The sequence below is a fragment of the Mycobacterium colombiense genome (genome assembly GCF_001672755.1).
GTDB classification, from domain to species: domain Bacteria; phylum Actinomycetota; class Actinomycetes; order Mycobacteriales; family Mycobacteriaceae; genus Mycobacterium; species Mycobacterium colombiense_C.
In genome coordinates, this window is the sequence record NZ_LZKI01000120.1 from 1 (window position 1) to 17799 (window position 17799).

General features: G+C 67.2%; 15 protein-coding genes and 1 riboswitch. Of the genes, 3 read left to right on the forward strand and 12 right to left on the reverse strand.

Going from position 1 to position 17799, the window contains the following annotated elements:
- From A5708_RS16790 to A5708_RS16800, 3 genes are all read right to left on the reverse strand, one after another.
- A partial coding sequence (locus A5708_RS16790) for a 13E12 repeat family protein (RefSeq protein ID WP_065029712.1) occupies positions 1 to 1037 on the reverse strand: 1037 nt, incomplete at its 3' end.
- Positions 1038 to 1115: 78 nt separating this feature from the next.
- A complete protein-coding gene (locus A5708_RS16795; RefSeq protein WP_065029713.1) occupies positions 1116 to 2483 on the reverse strand; it encodes a flavin monoamine oxidase family protein in 1368 nt (455 codons plus the stop codon).
- A 158-nt stretch (positions 2484 to 2641) separates the two neighbouring features.
- Complete coding sequence (locus tag A5708_RS16800; RefSeq protein WP_065029714.1) at positions 2642 to 2863, reverse strand: hypothetical protein; 222 nt, start codon at positions 2861 to 2863, stop codon at positions 2642 to 2644.
- Between the two features lie 148 nt (positions 2864 to 3011).
- Here A5708_RS16800 and A5708_RS16805 point away from each other — a divergent pair, with 148 nt between their 5' ends.
- Positions 3012 to 4763 carry a DUF3556 domain-containing protein gene (locus A5708_RS16805; protein WP_065029715.1) on the forward strand — a complete coding sequence of 584 codons (1752 nt, stop codon included), beginning with the start codon at positions 3012 to 3014 and terminating at the stop codon, positions 4761 to 4763.
- A gap of 50 nt (positions 4764 to 4813) precedes the next feature.
- Here the strand turns inward: A5708_RS16805 and metE are convergent, their stop codons facing one another.
- The 9 genes from metE to A5708_RS16850 form a co-directional block, all read right to left on the reverse strand.
- Positions 4814 to 7093, reverse strand: coding sequence for a 5-methyltetrahydropteroyltriglutamate--homocysteine S-methyltransferase (gene metE, locus A5708_RS16810; protein ID WP_065029716.1), 2280 nt, complete (start codon positions 7091 to 7093; stop codon positions 4814 to 4816).
- Between the two features lie 136 nt (positions 7094 to 7229).
- Positions 7230 to 7432: riboswitch (cobalamin riboswitch) on the reverse strand.
- Positions 7433 to 7483: 51 nt separating this feature from the next.
- Positions 7484 to 8125 carry an SDR family oxidoreductase gene (locus A5708_RS16815; protein WP_065029717.1) on the reverse strand — a complete coding sequence of 214 codons (642 nt, stop codon included), beginning with the start codon at positions 8123 to 8125 and terminating at the stop codon, positions 7484 to 7486.
- Positions 8126 to 8154: 29 nt separating this feature from the next.
- A complete protein-coding gene (locus A5708_RS16820; protein WP_065029718.1) occupies positions 8155 to 8997 on the reverse strand; it encodes an SDR family oxidoreductase in 843 nt (280 codons plus the stop codon).
- Positions 8998 to 9094: 97 nt separating this feature from the next.
- A complete protein-coding gene (locus A5708_RS16825) occupies positions 9095 to 10372 on the reverse strand; it encodes a TetR/AcrR family transcriptional regulator (RefSeq protein WP_065029719.1) in 1278 nt (425 codons plus the stop codon).
- A gap of 138 nt (positions 10373 to 10510) precedes the next feature.
- Positions 10511 to 11158, reverse strand: coding sequence for a nitroreductase family protein (locus A5708_RS16830; protein ID WP_065029752.1), 648 nt, complete (start codon positions 11156 to 11158; stop codon positions 10511 to 10513).
- Positions 11158 to 12279, reverse strand: a complete 1122-nt coding sequence (locus A5708_RS16835) for an acyl-CoA dehydrogenase family protein (RefSeq protein ID WP_065029720.1) — start codon at positions 12277 to 12279, stop codon at positions 11158 to 11160. The genes A5708_RS16830 and A5708_RS16835 overlap by 1 nt, the downstream gene beginning before the upstream one ends.
- Entirely contained in the window at positions 12276 to 13433 is a 1158-nt protein-coding gene (locus A5708_RS16840; protein WP_065029721.1) for an acyl-CoA dehydrogenase family protein, read from the reverse strand. Before A5708_RS16840 ends, A5708_RS16835 begins: the two co-directional genes overlap by 4 nt.
- Before the next feature lie 44 nt (positions 13434 to 13477).
- On the reverse strand, positions 13478 to 14047 hold the full coding sequence (locus tag A5708_RS16845; RefSeq protein WP_065029722.1) for a nuclear transport factor 2 family protein: 570 nt from the start codon (positions 14045 to 14047) through the stop codon (positions 13478 to 13480).
- Positions 14048 to 14049: 2 nt separating this feature from the next.
- Positions 14050 to 15024: an SDR family NAD(P)-dependent oxidoreductase gene (locus tag A5708_RS16850; protein ID WP_065029753.1), complete on the reverse strand. Its 975-nt coding sequence runs from the start codon at positions 15022 to 15024 to the stop codon at positions 14050 to 14052.
- An 82-nt stretch (positions 15025 to 15106) separates the two neighbouring features.
- Here A5708_RS16850 and A5708_RS16855 point away from each other — a divergent pair, with 82 nt between their 5' ends.
- Both A5708_RS16855 and A5708_RS16860 read left to right on the forward strand, forming a co-directional pair.
- Positions 15107 to 16873, forward strand: a complete 1767-nt coding sequence (locus A5708_RS16855) for a nitric oxide reductase activation protein NorD (RefSeq protein WP_065029723.1) — start codon at positions 15107 to 15109, stop codon at positions 16871 to 16873.
- A gap of 56 nt (positions 16874 to 16929) precedes the next feature.
- A complete protein-coding gene (locus A5708_RS16860) occupies positions 16930 to 17796 on the forward strand; it encodes a CbbQ/NirQ/NorQ/GpvN family protein (RefSeq protein WP_065029724.1) in 867 nt (288 codons plus the stop codon).
- The last annotated feature ends 3 nt before the right edge of the window (positions 17797 to 17799 follow it).

Below are 17799 nucleotides of genomic sequence, written 5' to 3' on the forward strand. Positions count from 1 at the left end.
TTGGTGTGGTACAGCGCGAGCGGATTGCCGTGGTCGAAGATCGCCAAGTAGTGGTGGGCATGTCGGGCCAGGCGGATGACGTCGGACATGGGTAGCAGGGTGCCACCCCCGGTGAGGCCTTTGCCGGTTGTCGATTCGAGCTCGGCCAGTGTGGTGGTGACGACGATCGAGGCCGGTAACCCGTTGTGCTGACCGAGCTCTCCCGAGGCCAAAATCGCGCGCAGCGCGGCGTTGAGACCGTCGTGGTTGCGCTGGGCGGCACTGCGGGTGTCGCGGTGCATCGCTTCTTCTGAGGGGGCCCCGTCCACGACCGGCGTGTCATCGTCGGGATTGGCCATGCCCGGGGCGGCGAGTTTGGCCAGCACTGCCTCCCAGCTGGCGCGCGCCTCTGGCGTCAGCCATCCACTCAGTCGCGACATGCCGTCGGCCTCCTGGTTGCCGAGCACGAGCCCACGCATCCGCGCCCGGTCCGCATCGGTGTAGCTGCCATCGGGATTGAGGCAATCCATCAAGCGGCGGGCCAGCTTGGCGAATTGGTCGGGCCGAAACTCGGCGGCCTTGCTCGCCAGATGCTTTTCGGCGTGCAGACAGGTCTCGAGGTCGACGGACTCGGGCAACTGATGGAAAAACCGCCGGATCACCGCCACATGATCGGCCCCGATCACCCCGCCCCGCTGGGCCGCCGCTGTCGCGGGCAACACCGGCGCCAACGGCTCTCCGGTCAACGCCCGACGCTGCCCCAGATCGGCCGCCTCGGCGATGCGCCGTCCGGCCTCGGCCCGGGTGATGTGCAGCCGATCGGCCAGCGCCCAGGACAACTTGCCACCCAACTCGGTCGGATCCGATTGCGCGGCCACCTGATTGATCAACTGGTGGCTGGGCACCTGAAGGCGACGCGTCAGCGTTTCGAGACGTTCTAATTTCCGCAACCGCTCGGGGGTGGTCAATGCATCGAACGACAACGCGCAGACCCGGTCCATGCCGTCATCGAGGGCATCGAACACCGCATCGATGTCGTGCCGCGTACTCGAAAACATGTTCGAATACTATGACGGCGCACCGACAAGAAACGCCTCGGTGGAACCACTGAAACAAAAGTGGCACAAGTGATTTGGCTACGCGACGACGGCGGCGGTCCCGACCTCTGTCACCTCGGCCGCGGCGCGCTCGCCGGAGCGGATCGCTCCATCGATCCACCCGCACATGACGGCCGAGCTTTCGGTGCCGGCCCAATGGATCCGGCCGCAGGGCTCGCGCAGGGTGTAGCCGAATTCGGTCAGCACGCCGGTGGGGGCGTGGCCGATCATTCCGCCACCGGAGTAGCGGTCCACCGTCCAGTTCTGTTCGTGGACCTCCAGCGGCGCTTTGGCCTTGCTGCCGAACCGGTCGACGAGTTCGTTGATGACCACCGTTTGGCGCTCGGCCTCATCAAGGCTTGTCAGCCGGCGAGCCGCGGGCCCTTCGGTGATAACGCACATGATTCCCGGGTCCGCGGTGTCCGTGCAGGCGTCGATGGTCAGGGTGGCCGGGGACCCCGGGGCTGCGGACTGGCCGGAGAGTCCGTCGGCGCGCCAGAACGGCTCGTCGTAAATGAGCGAGGTCTTGATGACCGCGCCGCTCGGCATGCGCTGGTGCAGAAACGCCCGGTCCACCGGGAGCATCGGCTCATACAGGATCGAGGTGGCGATCGCCAGCGGGATCGCGACGATGACGCGGCGCGCCCGCACCGTCACGTCGGCCGCGGTGATGGTCACACCGTCGCCATCCTGGCTGATCTGCCGGACCGGCTGCGAAAGATGGAGCGCGTCACCCAGTTCGGCCACCATCGGACGGTGCAGCGCCCCCATCCCGCCGACCGGGCGGGCGTCTTGCGAGCCGCCCTTGCCCGATATCGCGAAGGTGAGTCCGCCCGCGGAGGCCGTCTGCAGCAGCCCCCAGAGCAACGACGTCTCGGAGGCTGCCGAGGTGTAGAGGCCGGCGAAGGCCATGTCCAGCATCTCGGCGGCATCCTTGGACATCGAATTCTTCTCGATCCATTGCCCGATGCTGATGCGGTCCCACTCCTGGGCCTTCTTCGCCTTCCATGGGGCCTCGCGGGGAATGGCTTTGCACATCTTCTCGATGGCGGCCAAACCAAGCCCGAGGTTGGCGACGGCCCACGGGCTCACGGTCCACGGGATGGTGCCGCCGTAGCGGTGTTTCTTGCCGCCGACGATCATCATGGCGTCGCCGTCGTTGTGCTGCTTGTACTCCGGCACGCCGAACTCGTTCATCAGCGCATAGATTCGGTCCTGGCCCGGCCCGATCCACGCGCCGCCGCGGTCGATCCATGTCCCGTCGGGTCGGGTCTCGGTGAAGGTGCGGCCACCGACCCGATCACGGGCCTCCAGCAAGGCCACCGAATGGCCCGCCTGTTTGAGCCGCAACGCGGCCGTCAAACCCGCGAATCCCGCTCCGACCACGCAATAATCGACCTCAGACACGGCTGGCTCCTCAACCTCGCCCACCCCAGCAGCAAACTACACCGGGCGGATGCCCGCGGTGACCGGTTATCTCAGATTTCCGCGGGAGTTCCCGGGAACGGCCGCCCGGCGGGTGGTGACGAAGGCGCGTCGGTTGGCTGAATATGTTGGGGCACAGGCTAATCGGATGACGAAGGCCCGCCGTACTGCCACACCAGGGCATGGGGTCCGGTGATCGTCGGGTTGCACCACATCGGTCTGTCGTTGACGTCCTGGGTGATCGAGTGCAACACCGTGCACTCGTCACCGGGCATCGGCGGATCGGCACGGCCTTCGGCGGCCGGCGTGATCGCGGAGACGACGGTAACTGTTATCCATGCGAGGGACCAAGGCCTGCTCATGATGAAAATCCCCCTAAACGCACGCCGACCCGCCTTCAACGGTATCGGCGCGAAAGGCGCAGGCAAAGGTTTCTTGCCCAAGGTTGCAAAGGTTTCTTGCCCAAGGTTGTAGTACGCAGCCCTAGAACAGGTTCTAGTCTGTGGAACCATGGGATTTCTGAAGCCCGAGCTGCCGCAGCTCGACATGGCCGAATGGAACAAGGGCACCCGTAGCGAAAAGATCCGGCCGATGGCCAAGCACTGGGCCGAGGTGGGCTTCGGCACGCCGGTCGTGCTGCATCTGTTCTATGTCGTCAAAATCCTGCTCTACATCCTCGGCGCGTGGCTGTTCGCGTCGGCCACCGACGGCCTCGGCGGCTTCACGCGCGTCGCGTCGTGGTGGTCGGAGCCCATCGTGTTCGAGAAGGTGGTTCTCTACACGATGCTCTTCGAGGTGATCGGGCTGGGTTGCGGCTTCGGCCCTTTGAACAACCGGTTCTTCCCACCGATGGGCTCGATCCTGTATTGGATGCGCTTCGGCACCATCCGGCTGCCACCCTGGCCCGATCGGGTCCCGCTCACCAAGGGCACCAAGCGCAAACCGGTCGACGTCGCGCTGTACGCGCTGTTCCTTCTGGTGACGTTGGCCGCGCTGTTCGCCGACGGCACCGGACCGATACCCGAATTGGGCACCAAGATCGGGCTGCTGCCCGCGTGGAAGATCGTGCTGATACTGGTGCTGCTGGCGGTGGTCAGCCTGCGCGACAAGGTGATCTTCCTGGCCGCGCGCGGCGAGGTGTACGCGACCATGGCGGTGACGTTCCTGTTCGCCGCGCCCGACATGATCGTCGGGTCCAAGGTGGTGTTCCTGGTGATCTGGATGGGCGCAGCCACATCCAAGCTCAACAAACACTTTCCGTTCGTCATCTCCACGATGATGTCCAATAACCCGCTGGTGCGGCCCCGCTGGCTGAAACGTCGCTTCTTCGAAAGCTTCCCGGATGATCTGCGGCCGGGACGGCTGTCGCGGTGGATCGCGCACCTCAGCACCGCCATCGAGATGCTGGTGCCGTTACCGCTGTTCTTCTGTCACGGCGGCTGGCCCCTCACGATCGCGGCCATCGCGATGGTCTGCTTCCACCTGGGGATCCTGGTATCGATCCCGATGGGCGTGCCGCTGGAGTGGAACGTCTTCATGATCTTCGGTGTGTTGTCGTTGTTCGTCGCGCACACCCACATCGGGCTCCGCGACCTGCGGCACCCGGTGGTGGTGGCGGTCCTGTTCGTCGTCGTCGCGGGAATCGTCGTGTTGGGCAACATGTTTCCGCGCAAGATCTCGTTCCTGCCCGGGATGCGTTACTACGCAGGCAACTGGGACACCACGCTGTGGTGCATCAAGCCCTCGGCCAGCGACAAGATCGGCAGGGGCATCGTGGCGATCGCCAGCATGCCGCAGGCCCAGCTGGAGCGCTTCTATGGCAGCCCCGAGGCGGCGCAGATCCCCATCTACATGGGATATGCGTTCCGCGGCTTCAACACTCACGGACGCGCGCTGTTCACGCTGGCGCACCGCGCCATGGCGGGGCAGAACGAGGACGACTACGTCATCACCGACGGCGAGCGGATCTGCAGCACCGCGATCGGCTGGAACTTCGGCGACGGCCACATGCACAATGAGCAACTGATCGCCGCGCTGCAGGAGCGCTGCCACTTCGAACCGGGCGAGGTCCGCGTGGTTCTGCTCGACGCACAACCGATCCACAAGCAGACCCAGGAGTACCGGTTGGTCGACGCGGCGACGGGTGAATTCGAGCGCGGCCTCGTCCGGGTCGCCGACATGGTGGTCCGCCAACCGTGGGCCGACGACGTTCCGGTGCAACTGCTCTCGGACGAGTCGCCGTCGACCGCCACGCCAGAGTGAGGGCGAAGGCCGAGCGCCACGCTAGCGCGACGCTCGGCCTTGGCTGAGGGCTACACGCCGGCCCGGACCTCCTGGGCGGCGGCGACCATGTTCCTCAGCGACGCGTTGACCTCGTCGGTGTTGCGGGTTTTCAGTCCGCAGTCGGGGTTCACCCACAGCCGCTCAGCCGGCACGGCCCGCAGCGCCGCGCGCAGTGACTCGGCCATCTCGTTCGTGCTCGGCACCCGCGGCGAGTGGATGTCGTAGACACCCGGGCCCACGCTGTTGGAGAAGCCGATCGAGTTCAGGTCGTCCAGCACCTCCATGTGTGAGCGTGCCGCCTCGATGGACGTCACGTCGGCGTCCAGGTCGGCGATGGCCCCGATCACCTCACCGAATTCCGAGTAGCACAGGTGAGTGTGGATCTGGGTGGAGTCCGCGACGCCGGAGGTGGCCAACCGGAAAGACCCTACGGCCCAACGCAAGTAGTCCTCCTGGTCGGCCCGACGCAGCGGCAGCAGCTCCCGCAGCGCGGGCTCGTCGACCTGGATCACCGCGATGCCCGCCGCCTGCAGATCCACGGTCTCGTCGCGGATGGCCAGCGCCACCTGGTTGGCGGTGTCGGCCAGCGGCTGGTCGTCGCGGACGAACGACCACGCCAGGATCGTCACCGGACCGGTCAGCATGCCCTTGACCGGCTTGTCGGTCAGCGACTGCGCATACTTGGCCCACTCCACCGTCATCGGATGTTGCCGGATCACGTCGCCGAAGAGCACCGGAGGGCGCACGCAGCGGCTGCCGTAGGACTGCACCCAGCCGTTCCTGGTGGCGAAGAAGCCGTCCAGCTGCTCGGCGAAGTACTGCACCATGTCGTTGCGCTCCGGCTCGCCGTGCACCAGCACGTCGATCCCGAGGCTCTCCTGCAACTTGATGACGTCCGCGATCTCCTGCTTCATCCGCCTCTGGTACTCGGCCTCGTCGATCTCGCCGGCGACCAGCGCGGCGCGCGCCTTGCGGATCTCGACGGTCTGCGGGAAGGAGCCGATGGTGGTGGTCGGCAGTGGCGGCAGGTGCAGCCGCGCCTCCTGGCTGGTGCGGCGCTGGGCGGCGTCGCCCCGGTGCGTACCCGACGCGACGATCGAGTCGATGCGCGCCCGGATCCGGTCGTTGTGCAGGCGCGCGTCACTCTGGCGCGACGCCACCGCGGCGTTGGATGCGGCGATCTCGTCGGCGACAGCGTCGCGGCCGTCGTTGAGTGCCCGGGCCAGCGTCACCACCTCGGCGACCTTCTCCTGCCCGAACGCCAGCCAGCTGCGCAGCGCGTCGTCCAGGCCCGTCTCGGGCTCCAGCGAGTACGGCACGTGCAGCGTCGAGCAGGACGTCGAGACCACCACGTGGGCCGCCGAGCCCCGCAGGGCCGCCAGCTTGCCCAGGGCCGACTCCAGGTCGGTGCGCCAGATGTTGCGCCCGTCCACCACACCGGCGACCAGCGTCTTGCCGGCCAGCTCGGGCACCGCCGCCACCGCCGTGTCGGCCCCGTAGACCAGGTCGACACCGATCGCCTCCACCGGCGTGCGGGCCAGCCCGGCCAGGGAGGCGCCGGGGTCACCGAAGTAGGTGGCGACGTAGATGGCCGGCCGGTTGCTCACCGAACCCAGCTTGTTGTAGACCGCCTCGGCCAGCGCCGGCGCGTCGGGGGAGATGTCGGTGACCAGCGCGGGCTCGTCGAACTGGACCCACTGCGCGCCTCCAACAGACGAGTCGGCGAGCAGCGACAGCAGCTCCGAGTAAATCGGGATCAGCTCCTGGAGCCGCTCGATCGGCGCTCCACCACCGTCGACGCCCTTGCTCAGCAGCAGGAACGTGACCGGCCCGATGACCACCGGACGGGCCGGAATCCCAAGATCTCGTGCCTCTTTCAACTCCGAGAGCACCTTGTCCGGGTTCAGCGAAAACGTGGTCTCGGGCCCGATCTCCGGAACGATGTAGTGGTAGTTGGTGTCGAACCACTTGGTCATCTCCAGCGGCGCGACGTCGGAGTTGCCGCGCGCCGCGGCGAAATAGCGGTCGAGGTCGTCGGCCACCTGCGCGGCCCGCGCCGGCAATGCGCCGAGCATGACCGCGGTGTCGAGCATCTGGTCGTAGTAGGAGAAGGTGTTCACCGGCACCGAGTCCAGGCCGGCATCGACGAGGCCCTTCCAGGTGTCGTGCCGCAGCGCGGCGGCGACCTTTTCCAGATCGGCTCGGCTGGTGCGTCCGGCCCAGTAGCCCTCGGTGGCGCGCTTGAGTTCGCGCTTGGGCCCGATGCGTGGCGAGCCGACAACCGTTGCGGTGAATGCTTGAGGGGTCACGAGATTCGTCCTTCAGTCGGCGTGGTGGTCACCGCCGGCGGACGTGCAGCCGATCCGTCAGCGGTGCGTACCCAGGTACCGACCGCAACGGCTGCAGCCTAACGCCCATTCCTCGAGGCGATGAGCCGCCGGACGCGGCGCGCCCGGCACAGCTGGCAGGTCTCCGGACTCGCAGGCGCGCACCGTGTGGTGCTCCTAGTGGCCGTCGCTTCCCAGTCGTAGTGACCAGTGCTTGCCAAAAACTCTGACGGCGGTCGTTCCTGCATACCGTTGCGGGACAGTCCCGGATTCTCACCGGGTTCCCTCTCGCGAAGCGTTACTAACGTTGCCTCGCTCGATGCCCGCGCCGCGGTTGCGGCGCAAGCAGACCAGCTGCGAGGAGCAGTTTAGTCAGATCGCCAATGCTTCGGCGATCGGGATATCGCCGTTGTTGAATTCGATGGTTCGCCGGATGGTCGAATCGTCGGCCAGCGCGGCGGCCGCGACGAGCGCGACGTCGGCGCGGGATACCTCTCCCTTTCCCTTCGCGAGGACGATTTTGCCGGTCGCCGGTTCCAGCGTGAGCCGTCCGGGACCCAGCACCGTCCAGTCCAGGTCGCTGTCCCGCAGGTGGGTGTCGGCGGCGGCCTTCGCCTCCGCATAGGCGAAGAATGGATCATCCTGCGGCACACCATGATCCGGACCCGCGCCGAAATAGGACACCATCACGAACCGCTTGACGCCCGCCTGTGCGGCGGCGTCGATCACCCGGATCGCCGCGTCGCGGTCGACGGCATAGGTCCGGTCCGGATTGCCACCGCCCGCCCCGGCCGAGAAGACGACCGCGTCGTGCCCGGTCACCAGGTCGGCCAGCGCGTCGGTGTCGAGCCGCTCGATGTCGGCCACCACCGGCTCGGCGCCGGTGGCAGCGACATCGTCGGATTGGTCGGGATTGCGGAAGACCGAGCTCACCCGGTCGCCGCGCTGGGTCAGATCGCGAGCCAGCTGAAGTGCGACCTTGCCGTGTCCGCCGAAGACGATGATGCGTGCCATGCCCCCGACGGTAGCGCCACGGCGACCCGCTAGAGCCTCACCTTGCCCATGATGATGTCGATGATCGGCTTGCCGGGCGCGTAGGCGCCCGTCATCGAGGCCATGGTGTGTCCGGAGTCCACCAGCAGCGTGATCCCGCTGACGCCGCAGGCCGCCTCGCTGTTGAGGAAGGTCATCACATCGCCCATCTGCTCGGGAGTGTGCACCTTCGAGCCGGTCTCATCGCGGTAGTCCTGGGCGAAGGACAGCCACAGGTCCGCGTTGGCCTGGGCCAGCGGGGTGTCCGTCGGGCCCGGGCAGATCGCGTTGATCCGAATGCCTTTCTTCGCCAGCGGATAGCCCTGGGTCGCCACGTAGGTGTTGATCACCTTCTTGCTGGTGCCGTAGTGGTTGATGCCTTCGGACTCGTGCGCCTGGCACCAGGCCTCGGCCGCCGCGAAGTCCGGCGTGGCGAGGAATTCCAGCATCAGATCCAAGTCGTTCTCCCAGCCCATGCCGGCGACCGAAGAGATGAAGCAGATCGCCGCGCCGTTCGGCAGCTGGTTCTTCTCCAGCAGCCGGTCAATCAGATGGCGGTGGCCGATGAAGTTGATCTTCATCAGGTCGATCGTGCCGTCGGCGACGCCGGCGGCGGAGAACACCGCGTGGATGGGGCCCTCGATCTGCTCGAGGGCGGAATCGATGGACGCGGGGTCGCGCAGGTCCACCTGGACGGACTGGGCGACCTTGTAGTCCACCGGCGCGTAGTCCATCACGATGACTTCGGCACCCAGCTCGGCCGCTGACTTGGCCGCCGCGGCGCCCATGCCAGTCGCGCCACCAACAACGAGAGCGCGCTTGCCGTCGTAGCGCAACCGATCGACAATGGTCATGGAAATCCCCTTCTCGGATAATGCCAACGCGGTTCTAACTGCTCAACTGTATGGGTAACAGTTATTTGGTTCAATACCGGGGCGGCTTAAATGAGGTTTACTTGCCGCGGACGGCGACGCCGCGCAGGACGGTGTCGCGAACATGCAGCAAAGCAGGGCGTTTACCGATCTCGGCGAGGATGTTCTCCGGAATCCACTGCAGGCCGATGAGGCAGCGCGCCAGCATCGCGGTCGACGGGGCGTCCATCGCGATCTCGCCGGAGCGGAGCCCTTCGGCGAGCAGCGATTTCATCTGCCGGAGGCGCGTCGTGTAGGACCAGCCCGGATTCGCTGTTGGCGGTGAGAGCCGCATCCAGGCCAGTTGAATCCTGAACTCGTCGGAGAACTGATCCAACGCATTGACGTTGACCCAGCTCAGAGCGTCCAGCTTCTCGGTGGGGGTGGCGTCGGAACGCAGGACGCTGACCCAGCCAGCCTCCACCTTTTTGCCGAAGGAACGCATGATCGAGTCCAGGAGTTCGTCCTTCGACCCGATCACCCGGTACACCGTGCCGGTGCCCAGACCGGCCGCCGAGGCGATGTCCCTGATGGTGGTGACCTCATAGCCCCTGCGGCCGAACTCGGTTCGCGCCACCGCGCGCACCAGCGCCGCCTTGTCGCTCGGGTCCGCGTCGCTGTCGTCGGACCACGTCGCGATGACGTCCTTGGCGGCGGCGAAGGCATTCGACCGGTCCAGCGCCGAGTCGGTGGGAGGACGAGTTGCCAAGCCCTGCAAGATGATTCGGCACAGCAATTCGGCCACCTGGTTGGCCGATGAACTGTGGCGCATGACGTCGAGGCCGACCTGCAGCATGGTCTGGCAGATGCGATCGGCCAACGTCGGCAGATCGATGTCGGGTTTGATGTAGCCGCTCCACCGGCCGGCGCGCAGCGTCTGCAGCATCGCCTCCTGGATGGCCACCGGCCGCTGCTGCGTCAGCTTGGTCAGCTCCGGGTCAGTACCCGGCCCCTCGTAGAACGACATCTGCAACGCCGCGCGGTGTTCGACGGCGCAGTTGGCGATCGCCGACCCGAGCTCGATGATCTGGTCGGCGACCGGACGAGCGTCGGGTCCGTCCAGCCTCTCCTGCGCGGACCGCCCGATGCGCTCCAGATCCTCCTGGTAACGCAGGATCAGCTCGACGAGGATGGCTTCCTTGGACTCGAAGTGGTGATAGAGGCTGCCGGGGAGAATGCCGGCGGCATCGGCGATCTCCTGCAGCGACGTCCGCAGCCCCGAGGACGCGATCAATGACGCGGCGGTGGCCAGGATCTCGGCGCGACGGGTTGGGGAATCGGCTGTGCTGCCGGCTCGCAGTGACTCGGCCTTCGCCATGGTTAGCGGTGTGCAAATCCGGACGATTGCGGGCTGGCGAACATTCGCATTCGTCCTCTCTTGCCGAACCAAATCTTTGTTAGAGGCTATCAGACTGTGCGCGATGAATGCGCTGCACAAAGCGGTGAAAGCCCCATTCTAGAGCGGCGGACCGTCCCAGCGGTCGCACGCAACCACCTCCTCGAGCGGCCGCCGGGGCGCCGGTGAGAACGCGCGGCCCGCACGGAGCCGCCCCACCGGCAACAGACAACCTTGAACGTAGGTTGGCGGGATCCCGAGCAGGTTCCGAATCTCCTCTTCGTGATGCAGATGCAGCGTGGTGATGCACGTCCCGTATCCCCGGGTGTGCAGCGTCAACTGGAAATTCCACACCGGCGGGAAGATCGAGCCGTACAACGTGGCCAGGTGAAACGATTCGTCGCCCTCGACGCGAGGCAAATAGGGCTCATAGCAAGGGATTACCAGCAGGGGCACGCTCGCCATGTTCTCGACCAGCCACTCCGTCGACGACATGACCCGGCTCTCGGGAGTTCCCGCGGGCATCAGATCGGCGATCAACTGTCCACCGACGCGCAGCAGGTAGGCCTGGCGATACAGCTCGGCGATCTTGGTGCGCAGCGCCGGATCCGAGATCACCAGCCAGCGCCATGCCTGGGCATTCGACCCGTTCGCGGCCTGCAGGGCGATCCGCAGGCAGTCACGGATATCGTCGGGGTCCACCGGCGCGTCGAGGTCGAGCGATTTGCGGGCCGAAGGCGTGGCGGTGAGCAGGTACTCGATATCCATCACTGACGGCCTCTCTTGGCAAGGCGCGCACCGAGTTCGGTGAGGTACTCGTCGGGGCCGCCCCGCAACGCGCTCCAGCTCAGCAGGCGCTTGAGGTAGAGGTGAGCATCGTGCTCCCAGGTGTAGCCGATCCCGCCGAACACCTGGATGGCGGTGTCGGCCACGGTGGCCAATCGTCCCGCGAACGCCTTCGCCCGCATCGCGGCAAGATGGCGCTCTTCGCCGGATCGACCGTCGGCTCCCGGGAACGCGTCGCTGGCCCAGAGCGCGTGGATCACACCGCTGCGGGCCAGCTCGACCGTCTCGAACATGTCCACACACAGGTGCTGGATGGCCTGGAACGAGCCGATCGGCTGGCCGAATTGTGTTCTGCTTTTCGCGTATTCGACCGCCAAGTCCATGATGGCGCGCGCGGCGCCGAGTGCGTCGGCCGCGGTGGCGACCAGCACGTCGTCGATCACCGCCGCCAGGGCGTCCGCGGGCGCCGCTGCCAGTCGCTGCGCGGGTGCCGCGTCGAACGCGACGCGGAACTGCTTGCGGGTCTGGTCGATGCCGTGCTCGGGCGCGATCGACAACCCGGACGAGGCGGCCCGCACCGCGAAAAGCGCGCTGCCGTGGTCATCTTCGGCGACCACGAGCAGCACATCGGCGGCCGCGGCGTCGGGCACGGCGGCGATCTCGCCGCGCAGCACGATCGCGTCATCGTGTCGGCTGGCGGCGATCGAGGTGTTCGCCGAATCCGGGAAACAGACCGTGGCAACCGTGGTGCCGTCGGCGATGCCGCGCAACAGCTTCGGTGCGATGTCGTTGTCCCCGAGCTGGGTCAGCGCCCGCGCGGCGGCCACCGCGGTCGACAACCACGGCCCCGGGTGCAAAGCGGCACCCAGCTCTTCGGCGACGATGCCGGCCTCGACCATCGTCATGCCGGCGCCGCCGTACTCCTCCGGGACCAGCAGGCCGGTGGTTCCGAGATCGGCGAGGCCGCGCCAGACCGCCTCGTCCGTTCCGGAGGGATCGTCGAGCAGAGCGCGCACGTGCTGCGAAATGGGTGCCTTCTCGGCGAGGAAGCGCCGGGTGGTGTCGCGCAGCGCCACCTGTTCGTCGTTGAGTTCGAGGTTCATTTGCGCGGCAGTCCCAGCACTCGTTGCGCGGTGATGTTCTTGTTGATCTGCGTGGTACCGCCCGCGATGGTCAGCGACCGCGAGGTCAGGCGGTAGTTCGCCCATGGCGCGCCGGCGCCCTGGGTCCCGAGGGCGTCGAAGGCCAGTGCGGCCAGATCCTGGCCGATCTCGCCCCACACGGTCTTGGCGAGGCTGGCCGACCCCAACGCGTCACCGCCGTGCAGCGTCGCCGAGATCGACCGCTGACACAGGACCTCGAGATACTTGATGCGGACAGCGATTTCGCCGAGGCGCCGCAGCGTCACCGGATCGTCCAGCGCGCCGGTGCCGGCTGCGGCGAGATCGTTGACCAGCTCTTCGAGCCGCACCTGCATCTCCGCGTACAGCCTGGCGGCCCCGGCGCGCTCGTGGCTGAGCGTGGTGGTGGCCACCTGCCAGCCCGCGTTGAGCGGACCGAGCAGCGCGTCCGCCGGCACCCGCACGTCGTGAAAGAAGATCTCGGCGAAGTCCGCGTCACCGTTGAGCGTGACCAGCGGGCGCACCTCGATGCCCGGCAGCGTCATGTCGACGATCAGGCAGGAGATCCCCTTGTGCTTGGGCGCCTCGGGATCGGTGCGCACGTAGAGCTGACACCAGTCGGCCCGATGCCCCAGCGAGGTCCAGATCTTCTGGCCGTTGACGACGAAGTCACTATTTTCCGGGCCGTCTCGCACGGCGCGGGTGCGCAGCGCCGCGAGATCGGACCCCGCCTCGGGTTCCGACATTCCCTGGCACCAGATGTCGTCGGCACGCATCATGCGGGGGAGCAGGGTGAGCTTCTGCGACTCGGTGCCGTACTGCATGATGGCAGGCGCGATGTTGTTGAGCCCAATCACGTTGAGCGGCATCGGAGCTCGAGCGCGCGTGGTCTCTTCGGTGTAGACCAGCTGCTCGAGCACTGTTGCGCCGCGCCCACCGTATTCGGGCGGCCAGGACACGGCGGCCCATCCCGCGTCGGCCATCGTCGCGTTCCACGCGCGCAACATCTCGAACGCGGCGTCGTCACGGCCGGTGGGCCGGCGCGCGGCCACCAGCTCGTCGGTCAGGTTCTGCGAGAGCCAGTCACGCAGCTCGCTGCGGAACTGTTCCACTTCCGCCGGGTATGAAAAGTCCACGTTCCTCTGTCTTTGGCGTCGTAAAACCCTGGCCAAGCCGCACTCTACGGTTGGGCGGATATCTGGTCAACGATGTTGTCGGGCATGCGCGATGCCGCGAGCGGGCGGTCGTATGAGGCGTCCGTCTCGTCGTGGCGGGGCGTGCGGCTTCCAGGCACCATGGCGATGGCTTCGTCGGTGAGCAGTGATTGCGATTCGTTCATGAACTCCACCAGGCAGACGCGGTCGACGATGGCCCAACGTCCGTCGCGCCGCTCCAGGCGATCCACGTAACGACCCCCGGAGATCGTCATGTGGTTCGCCGGTTCACGGTCGGTGCCGATGAACAGGTAGTAGGTCTCCGCGTGCGCCTCGTCGCCGTCGATGTCGGCGGTGTGGTTCAGCAGATAGTGCTGGTATCGCGTCTGGCTGCCGTGGTACGCCAGCGCCCAGTCGATGAAATCGTCGACCTCGCCGACGAATCCGACGTGGTCGTCGACGGCGCCGTCGTGGTAGGCCGACCGCAGCAATGCCCGGTCCTGCCGGTCGATTCCGCGCGCGTAACGCTGCATGCAGTCGTGGATCTCCGCGCGGTCGGTGAGATGCCGGACCTGGTCGCGCAATTCGTCATCCACGGTCAGCTCCCTCCAGGTTCGGGGAAGGCGACCTCGACGTTGCCTGGCATCGGGCTGACGCCGCGCCGGTCGCACACTTCCAGCACCTCATCGACGATCGACGCGGGCACGATGAACTTCTCCGTGGAGGACATCTGCTCGAGATGCGCCTCGATGTCCTCGGCCGTGGGCCGGCTCTCGGCGTCGGCGAGCCAGCCTTCGGTGAGGCCGACGAACACCCGCGCGTAGCGGCCGGCGGCCGCGGAATAGTTGCGGTGGGTGAACGTGCAGGCCGTGCTGGCCAGAAACGTCACCAGCGGCACGACGAGCTCGGGCCGAATTGCTTGCATGAAGCCCGATTCGGCGAGGAACTTCTCGTCGCCGACGGTCTCGGTGACCATCCGCGAGAACCCGGTGGGCATAACGGAATTCGCCAGTACTCCGTGTGCTGCGCCTTCGATGGCGATGACGTTCGTCAACCCGACCAACCCGGCTTTGGCCGCTGCGTAGTGGGCCTCCATCGGCTGGCCGAAGATTCCGGCGGAGGAGGAGATGAACACGAATCGGCCGCCGCCGTTGTTCTTCATCACGCGATACGCGGGCTGGGACAGATGAAAGCCGCCGTCGAGATGCACGCGCAGCATCCGCGTCCAGTCGTCGTGCGAGAGGTCTTCGAAGGGCACGCTGCCGAAGATGCCGGCGTTGCTGACGACGGCGTCGAGTCGCCCGAAGGCGTCCACGGCCGCGTCGATGATCGCCTGGCCGCCGGCGGGGCTGTCAACGGAGTCGTAAGAGGCGATGGCCCGGCCGCCGCCCTGTTTGATCTCGTCGACCACCTCATTGGCGACGCCTCTGTCGGAACCCTCCCCGCGCATCGAGCCGCCGAGGTCGTTGACCACCACGGCGGCGCCGCGGCGCGCCAGGTCCAGCGCGTACAGCCGACCGAGTCCCCGACCGGCCCCGGTCACCACCGCCACCTGGCCGGTGAAGTCAATCATCGTGCGCTCCTGATTCATTGACTGCTGTGCAGCCGGACTTTACGGTGGAACAGATATTTGGTCAACAATCTGGAGGTTGAGCGTGGAGGACGGCGCCGGTGCCGACCGACTGCAGGCCCTGGGCATGCTCGCCTCCGCGCTCGCGGGCCGGGCCGTTGCTGTCGCCGGGCTGCCACCGGGCGCACCGGCATGGACCGACGGCCACACGATCCACGTCGATGCCGCGGCGGCGCCGCGCGCGCAACTGAAAGCCGTAGCCGTGCAGGCATCGATGATCGCTGCCGGCAGCCTGGAGCCCGATGTGGTGGGCGCGTTGGTTCACCGGCGCAAGCTGGCCAAGCGTTACCTCTCGGTCGAAGCCCACCGCGCACTGGTCGCCAATGCCCCTTTGTTACCAAGTGTTTTGGCGTCGCTGGGCGACCGCGACATCGCGGGTCGCAGCGATTCGCCCAGCGCGTCGCTCGACATTGCCGCCGCACGGGTGGCGCTGCAAGACCCGGCGCCCGAGTTCGGCGTGATTCGCGCGGCAAAGGTGATGTCCGCGTGCGCCCGGGTGGCCAAACAAGACGAAGAGGAGAAGGCCGGCCATGTGCCGCGGCGTAATGGCGCAACGGAACTCGAGGAGCTCGACGACGGCGAGGTCGACGACTCCGACGATCCCGACCTGTTCACCAGCCCGGTTGGCGGTGGCGGATTCATCGGCAAGTGGTTGAAGAAGATGCTCTCGTCGGCGCGCAAGACCGGAAGTGGCGGCGGCCCGCCCGGCGCGGACAACCCCACCCACCGCACCAGCTCCGGCAAGCGCGGCGCGTACGCCGTCACATCGCTGGCCTCGGTCTCCGGCGGCGACGACGGGGACGCCGATCACGAGGGCTACACCGCCGCGGACGGGGTGCGGTATCCGGAATGGGACATCGCGCGTAAGAGCTACCGGCCGGCGTGGTGCACGGTGCGCGAGGTCGAGCCGCAGATCAAGGCGTCGGCAACCCAGGCCATCGAGGACGCCATCGGCGTGCGGCGCCCGCTGTCGCGGCTCGGCATGGGCCTGCACCGTCGGCACCGGCAGTCGCAGGGCGACGACATCGACATCGACGCGGCCGTGGAGGCTCGGGTCGAAGTGCGCGCCGGATCGGTGCCTGACGAGGCCGTATACCTCGACAGCTTGCGGCGCCGTCGCGACCTGTCGGTGCTGCTGCTGCTGGACGTGTCGGGCTCATCGGGCGAACCCGGAACGGTCGGGCGCACGGTGCACGAACAACAGCGTGCGGCCGTCGCCAACCTGACCGTGGCGCTGCACGATCTGGGTGACCGCGTCGCGCTGTACGCGTACTACTCGCAGGGCCGTCGCGCGGTGAGCATGGTGCCGGTGAAGCGGTTCGACGACCACCTGAACGCCCAGGTCATCCGCCGGCTCAACAGCCTGGAACCCGGCGCGTATTCACGACTGGGCGCGGCGATCCGGCACGGTTCGGCGACCCTGGAGGCGCGTGGCGGTACGTCGCGGCGGCTGTTGGTGGTGCTCTCCGATGGGCTGGCCTACGACCATGGCTACGAGCGGGCGTACGGTGCCGCGGACGCGCGCCGCGCGCTGACCGAGGCCCGTCGCCGGGGGACCGGTTGCGTATGTCTGACGATCGGCGCGGGAACCGACGTGGCATCGCTGCGCCGGGTGTTCGGCAGCACGGCGCATGCCACCATCGCCCGCCCCGATCAGCTCGCCGGGGTGATCGGACCGCTGTTCCGGTCCGCCCTGCGCTCGGCGGAGGTTCGGCGCAGGATATCGGTGATGCCAAGTCCCAGAACACAGTTGGCGCGCGAGAACGTCAACACCGCCCGTCAGGGCACTTGAAAACAAACATCTGTTCCGGTTAGGCTCCAATCGCCGGGAGTAGCAGAAGGGAAGCTATGGCCAACGAGTCCGGGCTTGCATACTTCAACGGCGGTCCGTCCGATGCGGACGGAAAGGAAGAAGTGCGGCCCTACTACCAAGCGGTCGGCGGCGAAGAGGCCGTTTTCAAGGCGGCCTATCGCCAGGGTCTGGCGCTGGTCCTGAAGGGTCCGACGGGGTGCGGCAAAACCCGATTCGTCGAGGCGATGGCCCACGACCTGGGGCGGCCGCTGATCACCGTCGCCTGCCACGACGACCTCACCACGGCGGACCTGGTCGGCCGTTACCTGCTGCGCGGCGACGAGACGGTGTGGGTGGACGGCCCGCTGACCCGGGCGGTGCGCGAAGGCGCGATCTGCTACCTCGACGAGGTGGTGGAAGCCCGGCAGGACACCACGGTGGTGCTGCATCCGCTGGCCGACCACCGGCGCCAGCTGCCCATCGAGCGACTCGGCGTCACGCTGGACGCGGCGCCCGGATTCGGCCTGGTGGTGTCCTACAACCCCGGTTATCAGAGCGTGCTGAAGGATCTGAAGGATTCGACGCGGCAGCGGATGGTGGCCATCGAATTCGATTTCCCCGCAGCCGATATCGAAGAGGGCATCGTCGCGCACGAGGCGGGCGTCAACGGGACCACCGCGGCCGAGCTGGTCCGCTTCGGGCAGGCCATCCGCCGGCTGGAAACGGGCGGCCTGCGCGAGGTGGCGTCGACGCGGGTGCTGATCGCCGCGGGCAGGCTGGTCGCCGAGGGCCTGAGCATGCGGGAGGCGGCCCGGGCCGCCATCGCGGGCCCGCTGACCGACGACGTGGCGGTGGGCAAGGCGCTCGGCGAAATGATCCAGATTTACCTGGGTACGGACGGGTCCGGCGGGTCCGATGATTGACGC

Bases quoted from the DNA above. Each gene is read 5' to 3' on its own strand.
- A5708_RS16800 (WP_065029714.1), bottom strand. From the start codon at position 2,863: ATGAGCAGGCCTTGGTCCCTCGCATGGATAACAGTTACCGTCGTCTCC.
- A5708_RS16805 (WP_065029715.1), top strand. From the start codon at position 3,012: ATGGGATTTCTGAAGCCCGAGCTGCCGCAGCTCGACATGGCCGAATGG.
- A5708_RS16815 (WP_065029717.1), bottom strand. From the start codon at position 8,125: ATGGCACGCATCATCGTCTTCGGCGGACACGGCAAGGTCGCACTTCAG.
- A5708_RS16820 (WP_065029718.1), bottom strand. From the start codon at position 8,997: ATGACCATTGTCGATCGGTTGCGCTACGACGGCAAGCGCGCTCTCGTT.
- A5708_RS16825 (WP_065029719.1), bottom strand. From the start codon at position 10,372: ATGGCGAAGGCCGAGTCACTGCGAGCCGGCAGCACAGCCGATTCCCCA.
- A5708_RS16830 (WP_065029752.1), bottom strand. From the start codon at position 11,158: ATGGATATCGAGTACCTGCTCACCGCCACGCCTTCGGCCCGCAAATCG.
- A5708_RS16835 (WP_065029720.1), bottom strand. From the start codon at position 12,279: ATGAACCTCGAACTCAACGACGAACAGGTGGCGCTGCGCGACACCACC.
- A5708_RS16850 (WP_065029753.1), bottom strand. From the start codon at position 15,024: ATGATTGACTTCACCGGCCAGGTGGCGGTGGTGACCGGGGCCGGTCGG.
- A5708_RS16860 (WP_065029724.1), top strand. From the start codon at position 16,930: ATGGCCAACGAGTCCGGGCTTGCATACTTCAACGGCGGTCCGTCCGAT.